Source organism: Paenibacillus sp. RRE4 (assembly GCF_031844205.1).
GTDB lineage: Bacteria > Bacillota > Bacilli > Paenibacillales > Paenibacillaceae > Paenibacillus > Paenibacillus xylanexedens_B.
On sequence record NZ_JAUZUT010000002.1, the window covers coordinates 350867 to 367882 of the forward strand.

Consider the following 17016-nt stretch of genomic DNA (forward strand, 5'->3'; position numbering starts at 1 on the left):
GTTCATTATTGGATAATGTTGTTTGCCTGATCTTTCACTTCGGCCTTCATCTCATCCGTTACCGTGATGCCTTGAGCTTCGGCTGCCTTCAGGTTCAGGATCAGATCCAGCTTGTCCGGAACAGTCACCTTCATATCGCCCGGTTTGGTTCCATTTTTCAAGATGTCCGCAGCCATCTCGCCGACTTGGTAGCCGTGATCATAATATTTAAATCCTACGGTTGCAAAGGCACCCTTCTCTACCGTATCCCGATCACTGGAGAAGAACGGAATTTTGTTGCTATTTGCCGTCTGGATGATCGTATCTACCGCACTTACAACGGAGTTGTCGAGTGTAATGTAAAATGCGTCGACTTTACCAACCAGCGAGTCTGTCGCTTGTTTGACTTCCGATGTATTGGTTACTGGCGCTTTAACCAACTTGATGTTATGCGTTGCCAGAGCCTTCTCAGCATTGTTAGCCATAACAACTGCATTCGGCTCACCTTCGTTAATGACCAGTCCTACTGTTTTTACATCTGGCAGATTTTTAGCGATAAAATCAGCCAATTGCACAATTGCCTCTGGGTTCGTGTCCGATGCACCCGTTACATTGCCACCCGGTTTGTCCATATCACTCACAAGCTTCGCACCCAACGGGTCCGTCACAGCGGCAAACAAGAGCGGCTTGTCCTTCACTTGTTGCGCGAGAGCTAATGCAGATGGAGTCGCAATCCCGAGCACGAGGTCGTTTTTGGAATCACCCGCGATTTTTTGTGCAATGGACAGGTTATTCGTGGAATCACCCTGTGCATTGTTATAATCAATCTTAAGGTTTTTGTTCTCTTCAATGCCTGCATCCTTCAGAGCAGCGATGAATCCTTCACGTGTAGCATCCAGCGATGGATGTTCAACAATCTGGGAGATGGCAATCTGATATGATTTTTCTGCGCTATCCCCGCCTGTTGTACTGTCTGATCCTTGGGACTCTGAGCCTGAACCACCGTTATTTCCGCAACCTGCCGCTACGATCAACGAAGCAGCCATCATCAATGACATCCAAAATTTCTTTTTCATCTGTAAGAACCCCTCTCCAAATGTTAAAAATGTGATCTTCCGGTTACACTCCATCTTGTATCCCATCGGATACGATAGAGCGGGACAAAACAAACGCTTCAACGCATTGTTGCTTTGATCGACAAAAGCAGACAAATCTAGACTTTGGGCATGCGACTGAGGTCCATGCCGTGTTGCTCTTTTATTGTTTTCCTAATATTAAAGGGCATCCCGGCTTCCGTCAATGGTTGAACCGCTTCCAATTTCATTTGGCGAAAAGGTATGACAGGTTACTTTACACGGGATCAAAAAAGGCAACTCGCAAAATCTACGAATTGCCTTAGCTATTTAGGAATTTAAGAACAGTAACATTCTGAGTTTATTTGTGTTGTTGGATGGTTTTCAGTTCAGTGGAGCTTAGCCCTGTCGCTTTAATAATGATCTCTTCATCAAGGCCAAGAGCCAGCATATTTTGCGCAATCTTGCGTTTACTCTCAGCCTCACCTTCTTTAAGTCCTTCTTTGAGTCCTTCTTTAAGTCCTTCCTCAAGGCCTTTTTTTAGTCCTTCTTCTCTTGCTCCTGCAATCATTGAGGCCTCATCTCGCAGAAATTTTTGCCGCGCCTCGTATTCCTGACGTGCTTGTTCATCTTGACTTAAAAACTCGAGCACAGTCATGGCCTTTTTCAAAGCAGGTTCCAATTCATGCATCATAAACGCCTCCCAGCTAGATTCAGTTATCCCCCTCAAAAACAATAACCAGCGAACTAACCCGTCATCCATCTTAATATTATTATCGTTCAATTTAGGAATTTCCATAAAATGAATTTCTAAATCATCTGTCAAAGGTATATTGGTATGATCTTCTCTTAAATGAAATACATTATGATACTGATCATTAGGGAGCATACTGAAATTAATGATATTAATAGTTACACATTTCTTAAGTTCATTATAACGCTGTCCTTCAAGCAATTGTCCAGAGAATTGCTTCCCCCAATAAAACAAAGTTCTTTTTTCTAGATCATACTGGTTAAATAACTGCATTTCCACATTAATTAGTTTACCTTCATCCGTTTTGGCATGAATATCCAGTATGGACTGTTTCTCTCTCGGAGTATTCTTATCCGTGTATGGATTTAGTAAAATAATTTCCGTTAACAAAGACTCCCCTGCATTCTTGAATGTTTGATTAAGGAAGGCTAGAAGTACATCTTTATTATCTTCACTTCCAAAAATACGCTTGAACACATAATCATTCTTGGGATCAAGAAGTTCTTTCATCACTATTCGCTCCTATGCGCAAATTTAACAGTATATATCCGCTACTTTCCTAACAGATATAGAGATGTAGAATGCACTGGATGTGAGTTCAATTATAGCATGTTCAGCCCAACAATTAAACGTAATTACGTTTCAATAACTCGCAAAAACGTCACTATTAATAATCGAGTAGGAGGGGGCGGTGAGCCCCCAACCTCTCACACCACCCTACGTACCGTTCAGTATACGGCGGTTCATGAAATATTCCGTAGTGAGTTGTATCTGTCCATCTCCCGAATTCTTGCCTTCACTTTACGCAGCGACTCCTTTGCAATTCTTACCTTGGGTTCATGGTCTACACTCCAACTAAATCCAAGAAAATTTCGTTTCCATGGGCGGTCTACCGCACTCTTTACTTGGTTCACCTTTAGTTTTAGTCCTGTCTCGATGAACCGGGTGACGGATGTCTTGACTCACTCCCCTGCTCTTGATGTTTTCACGTAGATATTCGTCAAGTACAATGTTAGATCATAACGGACTCAAAGGACCACCTTGCGGCGTTCCTTCTCGTGATCGGTGTAGATCAACGGGTTATTTCCCACATACGTGTACAGATTCAGGCTGCTCGGTTCTGTTTTATCCCCTTCATAGGTATCTTCGTTGATAAAACGTCCCAGATTCGGGTCAACCAGCGGGATCGCAGATATTGCAGCCCTGTTTCCTCATCCCAGTATTCTCCCGCATAGCGGAGCACATTCGGCGTATGCTCTTCTACCACTCGTGGATTACCCCACACATCGTAGGTGTACCAGTTCAGCGTGTCACCTGCGGCATTTCTCAGCTCGTTCACATCACCATGTCCGTTCTTCCAATAGGTTTGCAGACCGCTATCCCCAGGAACATGTCGTGCTTGAAGTTCCCCGCTAGCGTCATACACGTAACCTGCTGTGATGGACACTTGGTTGTTTGATCCTACTGTGCCTTCTGCCACCAGCAACTGATGATCGTCATATAATATCGGGTTGTTGCTCCTCCTTGACCTATTCTCTCATACAATAGGCCGTCACCGTTGTAGCGATACTGCACCTTGCCTTCTTCTGTGTCGACTTCGATCAGACGATTCCGCCCGTCATATCTGTACTTGGCCTGACGTTCACTTGTTTCAAAAAGATATCTTAAAAAAAGACCCTGAATAGCAAATTGCTAATCAAGGTAAACTCCAGCTTAAATAAAACTATCGTCTAATGTAACTGATTAAGATTATTTTATATACTTTTTTTGTAATAACCCACAGTTAACTACTCCAAAGAATTATTCTCCGGAAGCTCTTCTTGTAATGGCTTTCTCACCATATTCTTAAATTGAGGCTTACACACACCAAATTTTTTATAATTTTCTCTGGCTTGGTTCAATGTAATATGGTTTGCACCTATATTTATTTGGGGATTAGAATGAGCTACACTGTCAAACTGCCAAAAACAAACATCACAAATATCTACGATTACTTCTTCCTCGGCTTCAATAGTAAAATTATAACAACACGGACACTGCAATCTCTTCATACAATGACTTCTCCTCATCTGGGAGCATATAATTTAATTTGCTCTATTTAGATATTGAGATCTCGGTAGTGCTACCAAAATCACTTTTATGGTGAGAGTAACTTGCTGTAATCGGCACTTTCAGTTCGTAAGTGAATCAAAAAAGCTCTAAAGAAATAATCTTTTAGAGCTAATGTGAGTAAAATTTTAGGCTTATGGATTCACACTATTAGAAAATTGATATTGATTCAATTGGTGCGTTATACTCATCCCAATCATCTATATCCTCAAGTTCAAAACAAATGCCAGAATAATCAGGTAGCGTGTAGATGTAATCTTCTTTAGAGTATTTAATTCCAATTTTCCTTAAGTCGGAAATAGTATTCCCTATTCCAATAGAATCTTTAAATTTACCGTTATATGAACCAAAAACCATTATTTGAGTCACTATATTTTTTTCTTTAGATATCCAAAATTTTATATTTTTTGTATTTATAGTGTAATGATTGGCCAGAGACTCCTCCGTGTAGTCTTCAGAAATTTTCCCTTTTAATTCTTGAATCGTACACCCGAGCTGGTAATTTCCAACACTCTTACCATTGATAATTTCCCCATACACAGTTTGTACACCCCATTTATTGTAACTTTACTATATTTATACCTTTGTATTCTATACCTATAAAGAAATCGATTACTTGTCCTGTTTTAGTATCTAGAATAACTGTCCTTCCATCGTAAGTTATTGCACGTTGAGTTGTTCCATTTAATGAGCCCGAACCATTCCAAGTTCCTTCAACAATACTAGATTTAGAGTTGGACTGATTTTTTGTAGCGAACTCTTTAGCTGCTGTATCATATGCTTTTTTAGATTCATATCCCATCCCTCTCCCGTGTTTATTAAAGTGATCACCAAGTTGATACATTTTGGATTCAGAAACGTTGACGGCTTTAACAGTTCCTTGACTCGCCTGTCCACTCGTGGAAGTCGATGGCTTAGGCTTACTCCCCGCGCTGCCACCCTTTGCTCCTCCGCCTCCGCCGAGGCCTCCTCCAGAGGATCGGCCCATACCGGCACTGCCACTGGCGCTACCGCTTCCTGAGCCCAAGCCTTCCAAGGCGTTTTTCTCTCCTCGTTTGGCCTCTCCGCTAGGATCGGTGTAGATCAATGGGTTATTTTCCACATACGTGTACAGATTCAGGCTACTCGGTTCTACTTTATCCCCTTCATAGGTATCTTCGTTGATAAAACGTCCCAGATTCGGGTCATACCAGCGGGATCGTAGATATTGCAGCCCTGTTTCCTCATCCCAGTATTCTCCCGCATAGCGGAGCACATTCGGTGTTTGCTCTTCGAGCACTCGCGGATTGCCCCACACATCGTAGGTATATCGGTTCAGCGTATCACCTGCGGCATTTTTCAGCTCGGTCACATCGCCGTGGCCGTTCTTCCAATAGGTTTGCAGACCACTATCCCCAGGGATATGTCGTGCCTGAAGTTCCCCGCTAGCGTCATACACGTAACCTGCTGTGATGGACACCTGGTTGTTTGATCCTACCGTGCCTTCTGCCACCAGCAATTGACGATCGTCATAGTAGTATCGGGTTGTTGCTCCTCCTTGACCTGTTCTCTCATACAATAGGCCGTCACCGTTATAGCGATACTGTACCTTGCCTTTCTCTGTGTCGACTTCGATCAGACGATTCCGCCCGTCATATCTGTACTTGGCCTGATCCAGATCCGGTTGACGTTCACTTGTCATTTCTTTACGATTGCTACGCGCATCATACGTATAGCTCTCGTTAAATACACTCGAGGACTTCAATCGATTCAGTGCATCGTAGGTGTAGAGAGAAGCCTCTGCATTGTCGGTCTTGGATACGATATTTCGATTGTTATCGAAACTGTACCCATAGTTACCAAATACATTTTCATTACGAGTCTGCGTAAGCCCCGTCATATCAAACCCGCTATAGGTGTAATTCTGTTGCAATCCGTTACTTGTTTTGAACTGAGACAAGCTCTTGTTACTCCGGTAACTGTACGTATACGAGCCTAGTTCGGTATTGCCCGTGCCCTTCACTTTTAGACTGGATACCTGTGGCAACGGAACAAGGTAACTCTGCTCTACACCTAACTGGTAGTTGCCTGAGCCAAATTGTTGACTCGTCCGCAAACCTCGTTCTTCATAAGCGTAAGTCAAGGCGGACCCATCGGGATACGTCAATGTAGCAAGATCGCCATTGGCATCATAGGCGTAACCTGTCGTTCCAGTCCCATCGGTCATCGCTGTTCGTCTTCCTGCGGCATCGTAAGCATATGTTACTGTCTCATCTGAGGTTATGTGTTGGACTTCAAAACCTCGATTGTTATACACATACGTCTGCTCTTGTCCCATACGATCCCGGTACACTGTCAGTTGATCTGCGTTGTCATACGTAAACCACTCCTGTTGGCCTAGCGGATCAGTCTGTTTGATCAATCGGCCTAACTCATCATGCTCGTATACCATCCGCTGACCATCGGCATATTGCAACGAAGTCATGTGGCCCGACAGGTTGTATGCATAACTCGTCGTTTGCCCAAGCGAGTCCTTAACGGATAACAATCGATTCAATGCGTCATAGGTGTACGTCGTGCTGTTCTGATTGGCATCCGTGGAGGAGATGAGGTTCCCTGCAAAATCATAGGCCGATTTCATCAAAGTCACGTTGCCTGATGCTTTTACCTCTTCTTTACTGGTGAGTCTATCAAAAAGATCATAGCTCTCTCTAACCGTATTACCTGATCCATCCGTAATGGATTTTACCCGGTTCACATCATCATATTGATATCGATTCGCCCCTATGCCAAATACCTCTAAGGACACCCGGCTCCAAGGGTCATATTGATAGGAGACACTGCCGTTGTTATAGTCGAGCTTTCTTATCAATCTTCCATACGAATCATAGCGATATAACGTCGAACCCCGAACATTCACTTCTGAGTTTAACTCTCCGATAGGTGAATAGATTTTACTACTCATGACACCGGTAGGGTCAGTTACGGTTACCTGATTCAACGCATCATTATATGTTACCTTAGTCTGCGTTCCATCCGGATATTTCTCTGACGTCATACGTCCAAGTGCATCATAAGTGAACGAGGTGGTGTTCATATTCCCATCTGTATATGATTGCTGTACGCCACTAAGCGGATCGTAGACCGCCTGTGCAGTTTGAGTGTGTGATTGTCCAGTGTGATCCGTAACTTGAACCGACTGACCTGTTAGAAAGAAGGTTTTGGATGATGGACTGAATGTTTGCCGAACAACCGTATCTTTTCCATTTCCTTTAATGGTTACTTTAATCGGATTTCCATTCACATCATATTCATAATTGATCTGTTCAAGAAGAACCCCTGCTTTATTCTTAGAGACCTTTGTCAGTAAGTACCCTTTGTTCAGGTCATAGGTATATGTTGTAATCAAGCTGTCATTCGCATTAAGCGGCTGTACGATTCGGGTTGGTGCAATACGGTTGTTGATGGAAACAACATCGTTGGTAATCGTCGTCGTTGCACCATTTGCATCCGTTATGGACGATACCAGTCCGAACGAATCCAGCGTCTGTCTTGTTGGTTTCCCGATCAGTAGCCCCGATTCACCAAAACTGTATTCATTCAACGTAATGGGTGTCGGGAATCGTTTGGACTCATCATAGGTATACGTACTGACCTTCTCGGAAGCAGAGCTATCTGCTGGCTTTATGGCTTTACTCAGCAAGTAGTACGTATCAGGTGAATTGTCACCCCAATATTTTCGTTTGAATGTATATTTTGTTTCTAGAGCACCTTCAACCCCGAAAGCATTGTACGTAACGTCTTGGCCGTATGAATTCTTGTTATAGTATGAAGTATCTACAAATGAGGTCCTTGTTCTGGATTCAGAAGCTGTAGGCGAACTGTATGAATGGGTCATGCCGGAATAGGTAACTATGGTCTCCACTGCATACTTTCCAGTGTAGATCTGATACATGCCTGTACTGTATTGCGTAATAGCCTTATTTGGATGTTCGATGGCGGACAAGAAAATCCAATCTTGCCATCCCCAATAGAGCATACGCAACGTACCTGTAAAGTCTTTATAAGATTCAAATAAATTGAAGGGAAGCCGCGAGTACTGGGTATACGTATATTTGGTTGCTCGTCCCAGCGGATCAATAACCTCGCTTAACACATCTCTGTTCGTGCCATTCGTTGTATAAGGTAGCTTCGTTTTCTTGTACGTCACAGAACGATTTCCAATAGAAGCACGCACCGTATTGCTGCTATCCTGATAATCCAAAGTCATATAATTTCGATGCTGGTCGTCTGCCGTAACCGTCATGACCGTCTGAAGGACCGGATAGCCATATCTCCCCATATAACTATAGGTCAAAACAATCCGATTCCCCACTCCGTCGCGAATCTCAACAAGGTTACCAAATCCATCAAAATATTGACGAGTGTCCTCTTCAAAATTTTCTAGAACATACCGGATCTCTGTGTTACCTCCAGGTGGAGATGAAGTTTCTGCGAATCCGATATACGGATACGGCATTCCTTCAAGTCCGTTACCCGTTCGATCCGAGCGCATAAATGAGCCTAATCCTGCAATATGAAGACGTTTCTCATTAACATTGTAATATGAAATATCCCAGGACCAGCCTTTACCCAATAGAAAACGTTCATCATCTATGGATATTCGTTTCTGATTCCCGTAAATCCCGCCCTCACCTTCGGCAAAATAGATGTCGTCCTTGCCTGCCGTACTGTTGTACACACGGGTAAGAGCAAAGTCCAATCCGTTTGAGCCAGGCAAGACCAGGTCAGTTACTCGTAAGGTGAGTGAGGAGTCCGTCATGGATATACCGCCCGTTGAATCACCAATGCTATATGGGGCTTGATCATATTTTAATTTGGCCCGCTGAATGGCTACCTCATCATATCCTCTTGATTGAGCTGCCATCATTGAAGAAGAAGGTGAGAGCGAATTCTGTTGCATTTGTTTTTTCTGATCTTTGTTTAATTGTTGCTCTAATAATGCCATTTCCTGCTCATGAATTTCATACGGGGTAAGCTTTCGATCAGGATACTTCTTATCCATAAATTCTTGATAGTTGCTTCCGGCACGCTTCGCTTCCAAACCCTGGTAGATATCGCTTAGACTGAATCCTTTCCCCATTTCCGATACAATCCAGTCACTCTCCACATCATATAACTCCGCAACGGAACTAATCGTTATCAGATCTTCCGAAGGAATTGCAGACTCGAATTCAACTGGGAAAGAGCTATTTTCCACATCAGAATGATGTTCAGCTACGGCTACAGGAATTCCCAAAGGCTGCAGGGTACCTGTAAACATTGAAACCATCATCACGAGTGCTACGATTACACCCGTACACTTTTTCAATCTGAGAGATTTCTTCATATGTTCTCCTCGTCATATTATTATTTTTTTATTTTTTCGATCAGGTTCCCCTTGGCATCATAGTGGTACTGAATGGCGCCTTGATCCATTTCAACAAGCGTAAGACGTCCGTTCACATCATACTGATATCGATATGTTACCGGACTGGTCGCTCGGGAGTCCAGCTTAGCAGTTTCATGTATCTCTGGTTCAATAGATACACTTACAGGTTCAACGTAAATCGTCATCGGTTCTTCATCCCGCTTTTCTTCCATAACAAGCCGCACACGAACAGTAGCTGTACCATCGGGAGTCTCTCCTGTCACCCGGTCTGTCCATTCAGATTCCATCAACACATCACCAGACTTGTCCAGAAATTGAAGCTCCCAATTCAATTTCCCGGTATAAGTTGCAGAATCGACCCGAGCCTTCCCAGACCCTATGTAAAATTGTTTTCCTTCGACACGAGCGTCTTGAGAAAGGATTACCGTTTTACCACGCGTGGAGCCGCTAAGATGTATGCTCAAAACATCAGATTCTCCTTCAACGGAAGAGTTAACCCTTTTTAAAGAGCTTTTCGCCAAGTCTTGATCCGTATGCCAAAACTTAACCCCGCTCATGTCCTCTTCCAACTCAAGAAAGTTCCCATTCCGCACTATTTCCCCATATGTGGTCACTTGAGTTGTTTTGGTGGGTTCAGATACCCGATCTCCCTGTCTCGCACGAATACCGAAATCATATTTTCTTCCAGCGACAAGATCCTCGGCATAATAGAAAGGAGTCTTCGTTTCAGCGACCAGATTGCCAGACTCATAAACTTCATAAGTAACTGTTGGCGTGAATCCCTCCATCAACTTCCACTTCAAGGATACGGATCTGCCTGTTACTGATTCGACCTCCAACTCTTCCGGTGTAGAAAGCGTTATAGAAGACTTACCTGGCAAATAAACACCATTGTTAGATGAATTATTTTGGTTAGTCTCCACGTTGATGTTATCAGCCTCTGCACCTTTAGCTATGAAATTTGTCCCAATCATCAGAGCCAATACTCCCGCAGCTGTGACAACAACAATACTTACTTTTCTAGATATTCCTCTCATAATCCCCCTCCAAATTTTCCAAAATAAGAACTTAAACAACATTATATTCAATATAAGATACTTTTTATATAAAAATTTCCAAATCGACTCCAAAAATAACGTTTATACGTCATTTTTTAACAACAAAAAAGAGATCGTCTCGATAAAACATCGAAACCATCTCTTATTCTTTTACTATTTATACATCCAAATAGACTATATTCATTAAAAAAACATTTTCTTTCCCATTATTTCCCCGATACCTCACGAATCTGGTACTTGCACTTCTTGCCGCCATCGGCGTAACATTCGGTGCGCTCGACGTCCGCTTGCAATAGGGAACGAAATAACTCCAGCTCACAACGACAAGCCTGCTTGTACACACTCGCAACCTGCACGATCGGGCAGTTCAGTTCGGTAATGACATACGTACCATCCTCTTCGATAGATGCATCAGCCATATACCCGTTGGCATTCTGGATTCGCGCCAGTTCCTCGACACGTCCGGCAAGGTCATGTCCCTCCATCTGCGGCAAGCCGCTGCGAAGCAACTTGTCACGGCGACCTTCAAATAGGGCGTCCACCACTCCACTGCCTGCCGTATCAGACAGTTCATCGAGCAGTTCCAGCGTTAGAGAAGAGTACGACTTCGGGAAATAATTGTCTCCGCGATCCGTCAGATGATATACCGAGGAGGGACGCCCTGCTGTTGCACGAGCCTCACGCACCTCGATCCAGCCTTCCTGCTCCAGTGCTGTCAGATGGCGACGAATCGCCATTCCGGTCAGCCCTAGCTCCGCCGTGATTTCACGAGCCGTCATCGTTCCTTGCTGCTTCAGCATGAACAGAATCCGTTCACGCGTTGTACGTTCTTCTTCACGCTTCATGTTCAGCACCTGCTCTCCTGCTTATGCCTGTACGGGCGCTGCCTCCCGGCAAGCATCCGAGCAAAAGCGGTTATGCGTCTCTTCGCAATCCTCACAGCAGACATGCTGCAGGTTGCAGGTCGGACAATTAATATATCGGTCATGTGTCGTACCACAGTGATAACAGCTGGCGATAACAATATCCTCATCGGTACGGTTGATCGGTACGGAAATCCGCTCGTCAAATACATAACATTTGCCATCAAACAGACGTCCCTGTACTTCGGGATCTTTCCCGTAGGTCACAATTCCGCCTTCCAGTTGGGCAACATCCTGGAAACCTTCCTTGATCATAAATCCAGTCAGCTTCTCACAGCGGATACCGCCTGTGCAGTACGTAATGATCGTTTTGTCCTTCATATCACCGAGATTCTCGCGAATCCACTCGGGGAATTCACGGAATGATTCGACATCCGGGCGGATCGCACCGCGGAAATGACCGATCTCATACTCATAATCATTGCGTCCATCAATGACGATAACGTCATCCCGTTGCAAATGCTCGTGGAATTCCTTCGGTGAGAGGCGTTTACCGCTAATCTCATTCGGATCAAGTTCATCGTCTACGCGGAAAGTCACCAGTTCTGCTTTGTGACGCACAAAGATTTTTTTGAACGCATGCTCTTGCACATCATCAATCTTAAACACCATATCCTTGAACAGCGGATTGGCATGCATGTCCTTCATATATTGCTCTGTCTGCTCTGGCGTTCCTGATACTGTGCCGTTGATGCCTTCGGAAGCAATCAGAATACGGCCTTTCACCCCTAGGTCTTTGCAGTATTGCAGATGCTCCTGCGTAAACGTCTCGGGGTCTTCAATCTTCACGAACTTATAATATAAAAGCACGCGATACGCGCTGTTACACATGTATATCACCTGTTCCTCTTCCATGTTGTTGGCCGGTTCCTCCGGCGAGCCACCTACATTGCACCCTGACTTGCAGAAAAAGAAAAGAAACAGCCGCCCGAAACATCGTCTCGAACTGCTGTCTAACCATTCGACTTTATATTCCTGCATACTAGTTTATCGGAAGCGCAAGGACTTAGTCAATATAAATGTATAGAAAGGCATGAAAGATATGGAACACGCCTTCCACGCCGCCACTATACTTTGAATTGGCAACTATTCCGAAATCGTAATGATCGAGGTCACAAAGTGATATTTTTCATTCTCCATCACGGATTGGGACAGCAAAATTTTGTTCCCCTGCGGGCTCCAGGCTAACGAATCAGCCACATTGTCCATCTCTGCGGAGATCTGGAATTGCTCTGCCGATTCCGTGTTGGAAACAAACAATCCTTTTTCGTTATCCTTATCGGAATTAATCGTGTAAGCGATCTTGGAGTCGTCACCCGACCAGCTTGTGCCAAAAATCTGCGTGCCTCTGGCGAGTGTGGCCTTCTCATTGCCTTCCAGATCGGTGAGCACCAGCGCCCGTTTGGTATCCGCTGTTCTTTTTACAATCGCAAGCCTTGTTCCGTCGTTCGAAGGGATAACCCACTCCACGCTTTTGAGTACCTGTTTGACTTCGCCCGTCTTCGCATCATAGGTGTTCAGTTGACCGTCCTCTCCCGTAATGTAGTAGATCATGTTGCCCGACACCTTGATACTGCGCACGTTAAAGTTGCCCGTCTCTACCAATACTTTCGTGGTGCCGTCCAGTGCAGCCGAGATCAGATCTCCTTTCATATTGGAAAAAACGATATGTTCATTATCCAGCCAGGCACCTTCCTGAATGAATCCATCCTCTTTACCCGCAGCAACCGATTCTCCGCTCTTCAGGTTCAGAATGAAAGGCCAGCCTGTCGCTTCCTCCGTCTGCCAGTAGAACAGATGCTGTCCATCCGGTGATACCTGCGGTGCTCCCAGGCTAACCTCGCTCTCTATAAGCGGTGTATCCGCGCCTTTCGTCAGATCATACATGTACAGGTTATGCGGATACCGTTCCTCACCCTCTACACTAACTGGTTTCATGGACGTGTTTTCTTTATCCGTCACGATCGAGCTCTCGCTCAACCAAGCGATCCCGCGCATATTAGGCAGTTTATCTATCTTTTCAAGTTTAAAATTCTGGTAGACGGACGTGTTCGTATTATCTTTTACGATAATGTCTGTGTCTGTTTTTGCACCTTGTGTATTGCCAGCCGGCTCTGTGGTGCTTCCACACGCAACCGTGGTCAATAATGCAGCTACCCCCAGCGCTCCAAATGTCGCTTTCATCCATTTCATCATGTGGTGATCCCCCTCGGTTACTTATGCTATACACCCATCATAAAGCCGGCATACTTCCAAAGTTATTCAGACTTGTTTCCAACTTGTAAACTTGCATCTATATCTTTATCTCAATTTACAAGTGGGAATACGAGTTGAAATGTCACGCCTTCTTGATGCTCCTGATCGCTCGGCAATAATGTAATCGTTCCCCCCTGCTTCTCAACAAACTGCTTTACGAGGGATAGACCAAGTCCGGTTCCGCCTGTTTTGCGAGCTCTGTCCTTATTAACGGTGTAAAAAGGTTCAAAAATCTTCTCCCGTGCCTCTTCAGGGATCGGCGTACCTGAGTTATAGATGCGAATGACCGCCTGATGTTCCTCTATACGCCGCTCATTCTCCACTCGAATGATGCCTCCAGGAACGTTATATTTGATCGCATTGTCCAGCAGGTTAATGAAAATATGCATCAGACTCTCCCGGTCACTGTGAATGACGGCAGGCTCCAGATCGAGCTCCATGTTCAATCCGAACTTTTCGACCTTACCTCGCATTCGTCCGCAAGCATCCTCCAGCAATGCACCGATCTCCACATCCTCCGCTTGATTCTCGAAATCATACTTTTCGAGCGCAGACAGATGCAGCACCTTCTCTACCATTTCGTATAATCGTTCGGTTTCTTTCCCGATATTATTCGTCGCATCGTCCAGCAGTTGGGGATCATCCTTGTACATGTTTAAGAGCTCCACATATGCCTTGATGGACGTCAGTGGTGTCTTGAACTCATGACTGATGTTGCCGATATATTGTTTCTGCTGTTGCTCCAGAGCCTGCAGTTTCTCAATCGCCAGCTGCAGTTTCTGTTGCTCGGCATGCATGGCTTCGATGTTTTGCTGAATGGAGGTGCTCATATAATAAATCCCTTGTCCCAAATCGCCTAGTTCGTCCTTACGTTTGACCGGAGATTCGGTAATATAGTTCCCTTCTTGAATGGAGGACGCTGATTTCTTCAACCGGGTAATCGCTACAGCAAAACGGTTGTAGAACATATACCCTAGAATGAAACTAAGCGCAACCACCGTGATGCCTGCCCATAGGAATAATTGTTGAATCCGGGCATAGAAATCCTGATAACTCTGTACGGAATATTGAATCCAGATGGCACCAATCTGTCCCTCCGGGCCGTCAAGCGGGGCAGCATAGAGCAACGTCTCCCCTTGTTCGTGATAGGCAATTTTATTCTTCAGTACATAATTCAGAGTCTCCTGAACGAGTTCATTCTCACTGGGCGCAAAAGAAGCTCCCACTTGTTTGCCACTCATGTCATATAGTGCAACTGGCAGACCTGTTGAGTCAGAGAGAGCTTGCGCCAATCTACGTCCATTTTGCTGCAAGAACTGTTCCGGTTCCTGGCGAATCGCCTCCGTATAATACGCCTGGCGTACATTCAGATTAATGAGACGCGTCTGTTGCGCGAGAGTACGCTCCACCTGTGATTGCTGATTAAGCTCAATACCTCGCAGCACAAGAGAACTAAGTACAACCACGGTGAGGATGAGCAACGCAGCCAGAAACACACTGAACTTCAGCTTGATGCTGACTCTCATACCGCTCCGCCTGCTTCAGGAGCAACTGCCTTGTACCCAATCCCGTATACCGTCTGCAACATTTGCTGATCGGTATCCCCGATTTTTTTGCGCAAACGCTGGATATGAATGTCAACCGTCCGTGTCCCACCTGCGTACTCCATGCCCCACACCCGATCCAGCAAATCATCCCGTGTGTACACTCGTTCCGGATTGGACAACAGGATGGTCAGCAGGTCGAACTCCTTGGGCGTTAAATCCAGCTTCTCTTCACCCACCGTCACGGTGCGATGAGCAACATGAATACGCAGTGTTCCGTTGACAATCGCTTGGCTCTTAGAGTCGTCCTGCGGTGGCGCACTGCTCTTCTCCACCCGACGCATCAGTGCCTTCACGCGGGCGAGCAATTCACGGATTTCGAACGGTTTGGTCATATAATCATCTGCGCCCATTTCAAGACCTACAATTTTATCCACAAGTTCATTCTTCACAGTGAGCAAAATAATGCCGATATCCTCTCGGTCTTCTAACCGGCGACACACGCCATATCCGTCCAGTTTAGGCATCATCACATCCAGGATCATTACCTGGGGATGGAACAAAGCCACCTTTTCCAAAGCCTCTTCGCCATCACTAGCTGTCTCTACTTCATATCCTTCACGCCGCAGTGCGTACGAAATGGCACTGACGATGCTGGATTCATCATCCACCACAAGCACTTTTCTATTCATCGGATTCATCCTCTTTTAACTGTGTCATTGGTTTATGCGTTTATGTTAACAAGATCGCAATCATTACGCCATGAAACTTTGGTCGTTTTCATTACCCTATGGATACCTCGCAGTAGGTACGTTGCTCTTCTTCTTTTATACCCCAAAGACGGCAAAGAGAGCCATTCCACCGATGGACTGGCTCAAAATTTCTTTCTCTATTATATGTTGAGTGTAACCATTGTGAAATTCACTGATAGTATTTACACGCTAATCATTTTTGTTGGTACCTATTGCTAAGGCAGCAATTTTCGGATTTCCTCTTCGGAAAGGCCCGAGGCCTTCACGATAGTGGACATGTCCACACCGAGCCCCAACAACTCACGAGCCATCTCTTGCTTGCCCTCCCGTAAGCCTACCTGTTTACCTTCCCGTAAGCCATCCTGTTTACCTTCTCGTAAACCTTCCAACCTACCTTTAGCCGCCCCTTCGGCCCGCGCCCCCTCAATCATCGACTTCTCATCGCTCAGGGCCTTCATCCGAGCATCATACGCCATACGGGTAGCGGCATCATGACTCAGAAACTCCAGCGTATCCATGGCCTTCTTCAACATTGGCTCATTCATCGCCAGCACCTCCCAGTTTGATGTGTCGATCCCTTTCAGAAATAACAGCCAATTCACAAGTCCGCCCTTTTCCAGTGGAATAGGGTGTTGCTCCAGCTTCGTTAACTCCATCACATGGATTTCAATGTCATCCGTCAGGCTAATCCCTGTGTGGTCTTCCCGCAAATGAAACACATTGTGGTAACGTTCGTTATCCAAACAGGAATAGTTCAAAATGTTAATGGTCACACACTTTTTAAGCAGGTTGTAGTTCTCACCCTTTTTAATCTGGTGGAAGTACATCTCACTCCAGTAGAACAGTGTGCGCTTCTCCATATGGTACGGGTTGAACAGCTGCATCTCAATATTAATGAGCTTGCCTTCGACCGTCTTCGCCTTAATATCCAGAATGGACTGTTTGTCCTCTGGACTATCTTTATCCGTGTACGTGTTAATAACCGTAATCTCCGTTAAGGGAGCCTCGCCAGTTTCAATAAACGTGCTGTTCAGAAAAGCCAACAAAACATCTTTATTTTGCTCACTTCCAAAAATGCGTTTGAACACAAAATCTACCCGTGGATCAAGCAGTTCCGCCACACATCATCAGCTCCATTCTTCACCAGCATTATACCAT

At 45.0% G+C, this 17016-nt stretch carries 14 protein-coding genes and 1 pseudogene; all 15 read right to left on the minus strand.

The window, feature by feature from the left end:
• Positions 1-5: 5 nt before the first annotated feature.
• Complete coding sequence (locus Q9R46_RS18575; protein ID WP_311281256.1) at positions 6-1055, minus strand: ABC transporter substrate-binding protein; 1050 nt, start codon at positions 1053-1055, stop codon at positions 6-8.
• Between the two features lie 358 nt (positions 1056-1413).
• Complete coding sequence (locus Q9R46_RS18580; RefSeq protein WP_311281257.1) at positions 1414-2316, minus strand: Rpn family recombination-promoting nuclease/putative transposase; 903 nt, start codon at positions 2314-2316, stop codon at positions 1414-1416.
• Positions 2317-2582: 266 nt separating this feature from the next.
• Positions 2583-2868 (minus strand): annotated as a pseudogene (locus tag Q9R46_RS18585) (group II intron reverse transcriptase/maturase); the annotation flags it as partial.
• Positions 2835-2972 carry an RHS repeat-associated core domain-containing protein gene (locus Q9R46_RS18590; RefSeq protein ID WP_311281285.1) on the minus strand — a complete coding sequence of 46 codons (138 nt, stop codon included), beginning with the start codon at positions 2970-2972 and terminating at the stop codon, positions 2835-2837. The gene Q9R46_RS18590 and the pseudogene Q9R46_RS18585, both read right to left, overlap by 34 nt.
• Positions 2912-3292, minus strand: a complete 381-nt coding sequence (locus Q9R46_RS18595; protein ID WP_311281288.1) for an RHS repeat-associated core domain-containing protein — start codon at positions 3290-3292, stop codon at positions 2912-2914. The genes Q9R46_RS18590 and Q9R46_RS18595 overlap by 61 nt, the downstream gene beginning before the upstream one ends.
• A 301-nt stretch (positions 3293-3593) precedes the next feature.
• The gene (locus Q9R46_RS18605) at positions 3594-3857 is read right to left on the minus strand and encodes a CPCC family cysteine-rich protein (protein WP_311281259.1); all 264 of its coding nucleotides are present in this window, start codon (positions 3855-3857) and stop codon (positions 3594-3596) included.
• Between the two features lie 208 nt (positions 3858-4065).
• Positions 4066-4455 carry a hypothetical protein gene (locus Q9R46_RS18610; protein ID WP_311281260.1) on the minus strand — a complete coding sequence of 130 codons (390 nt, stop codon included), beginning with the start codon at positions 4453-4455 and terminating at the stop codon, positions 4066-4068.
• Positions 4456-4471: 16 nt separating this feature from the next.
• Positions 4472-9283, minus strand: a complete 4812-nt coding sequence (locus Q9R46_RS18615; protein ID WP_311281261.1) for an RHS repeat domain-containing protein — start codon at positions 9281-9283, stop codon at positions 4472-4474.
• A 20-nt stretch (positions 9284-9303) separates the two neighbouring features.
• Positions 9304-10362: a fibronectin type III domain-containing protein gene (locus Q9R46_RS18620; protein ID WP_311281262.1), complete on the minus strand. Its 1059-nt coding sequence runs from the start codon at positions 10360-10362 to the stop codon at positions 9304-9306.
• A 227-nt stretch (positions 10363-10589) separates the two neighbouring features.
• The gene (locus Q9R46_RS18625; protein ID WP_145333640.1) at positions 10590-11228 is read right to left on the minus strand and encodes a helix-turn-helix transcriptional regulator; all 639 of its coding nucleotides are present in this window, start codon (positions 11226-11228) and stop codon (positions 10590-10592) included.
• A 21-nt stretch (positions 11229-11249) separates the two neighbouring features.
• Positions 11250-12137, minus strand: a complete 888-nt coding sequence (gene trhO / locus Q9R46_RS18630; protein WP_311281286.1) for an oxygen-dependent tRNA uridine(34) hydroxylase TrhO — start codon at positions 12135-12137, stop codon at positions 11250-11252.
• A gap of 255 nt (positions 12138-12392) precedes the next feature.
• Positions 12393-13502, minus strand: a complete 1110-nt coding sequence (locus tag Q9R46_RS18635) for a TolB family protein (protein WP_311281263.1) — start codon at positions 13500-13502, stop codon at positions 12393-12395.
• Between the two features lie 110 nt (positions 13503-13612).
• Positions 13613-15088 carry a sensor histidine kinase gene (locus Q9R46_RS18640; protein ID WP_311281264.1) on the minus strand — a complete coding sequence of 492 codons (1476 nt, stop codon included), beginning with the start codon at positions 15086-15088 and terminating at the stop codon, positions 13613-13615.
• Positions 15085-15798 (minus strand): response regulator transcription factor, encoded by a 714-nt coding sequence (locus Q9R46_RS18645; protein WP_311281265.1) that lies wholly within the window; start codon positions 15796-15798, stop codon positions 15085-15087. The genes Q9R46_RS18640 and Q9R46_RS18645 overlap by 4 nt, the downstream gene beginning before the upstream one ends.
• A gap of 275 nt (positions 15799-16073) precedes the next feature.
• Positions 16074-16979 (minus strand): Rpn family recombination-promoting nuclease/putative transposase, encoded by a 906-nt coding sequence (locus tag Q9R46_RS18650; protein ID WP_311281266.1) that lies wholly within the window; start codon positions 16977-16979, stop codon positions 16074-16076.
• Positions 16980-17016: the final 37 nt, after the last annotated feature.

Coding starts and splice junctions, on each gene's coding strand:
- Q9R46_RS18605 (WP_311281259.1), bottom strand. CDS start 3,857: ATGAAGAGATTGCAGTGTCCGTGTTGTTATAATTTTACTATTGAAGCC.
- Q9R46_RS18615 (WP_311281261.1), bottom strand. CDS start 9,283: ATGAAGAAATCTCTCAGATTGAAAAAGTGTACGGGTGTAATCGTAGCA.
- Q9R46_RS18625 (WP_145333640.1), bottom strand. CDS start 11,228: ATGAAGCGTGAAGAAGAACGTACAACGCGTGAACGGATTCTGTTCATG.
- Q9R46_RS18620 (WP_311281262.1), bottom strand. CDS start 10,362: ATGAGAGGAATATCTAGAAAAGTAAGTATTGTTGTTGTCACAGCTGCG.
- Q9R46_RS18645 (WP_311281265.1), bottom strand. CDS start 15,798: ATGAATAGAAAAGTGCTTGTGGTGGATGATGAATCCAGCATCGTCAGT.
- Q9R46_RS18640 (WP_311281264.1), bottom strand. CDS start 15,088: ATGAGAGTCAGCATCAAGCTGAAGTTCAGTGTGTTTCTGGCTGCGTTG.
- Q9R46_RS18580 (WP_311281257.1), bottom strand. CDS start 2,316: ATGAAAGAACTTCTTGATCCCAAGAATGATTATGTGTTCAAGCGTATT.
- Q9R46_RS18575 (WP_311281256.1), bottom strand. CDS start 1,055: ATGAAAAAGAAATTTTGGATGTCATTGATGATGGCTGCTTCGTTGATC.
- trhO (WP_311281286.1), bottom strand. CDS start 12,137: ATGTGTAACAGCGCGTATCGCGTGCTTTTATATTATAAGTTCGTGAAG.
- Q9R46_RS18635 (WP_311281263.1), bottom strand. CDS start 13,502: ATGATGAAATGGATGAAAGCGACATTTGGAGCGCTGGGGGTAGCTGCA.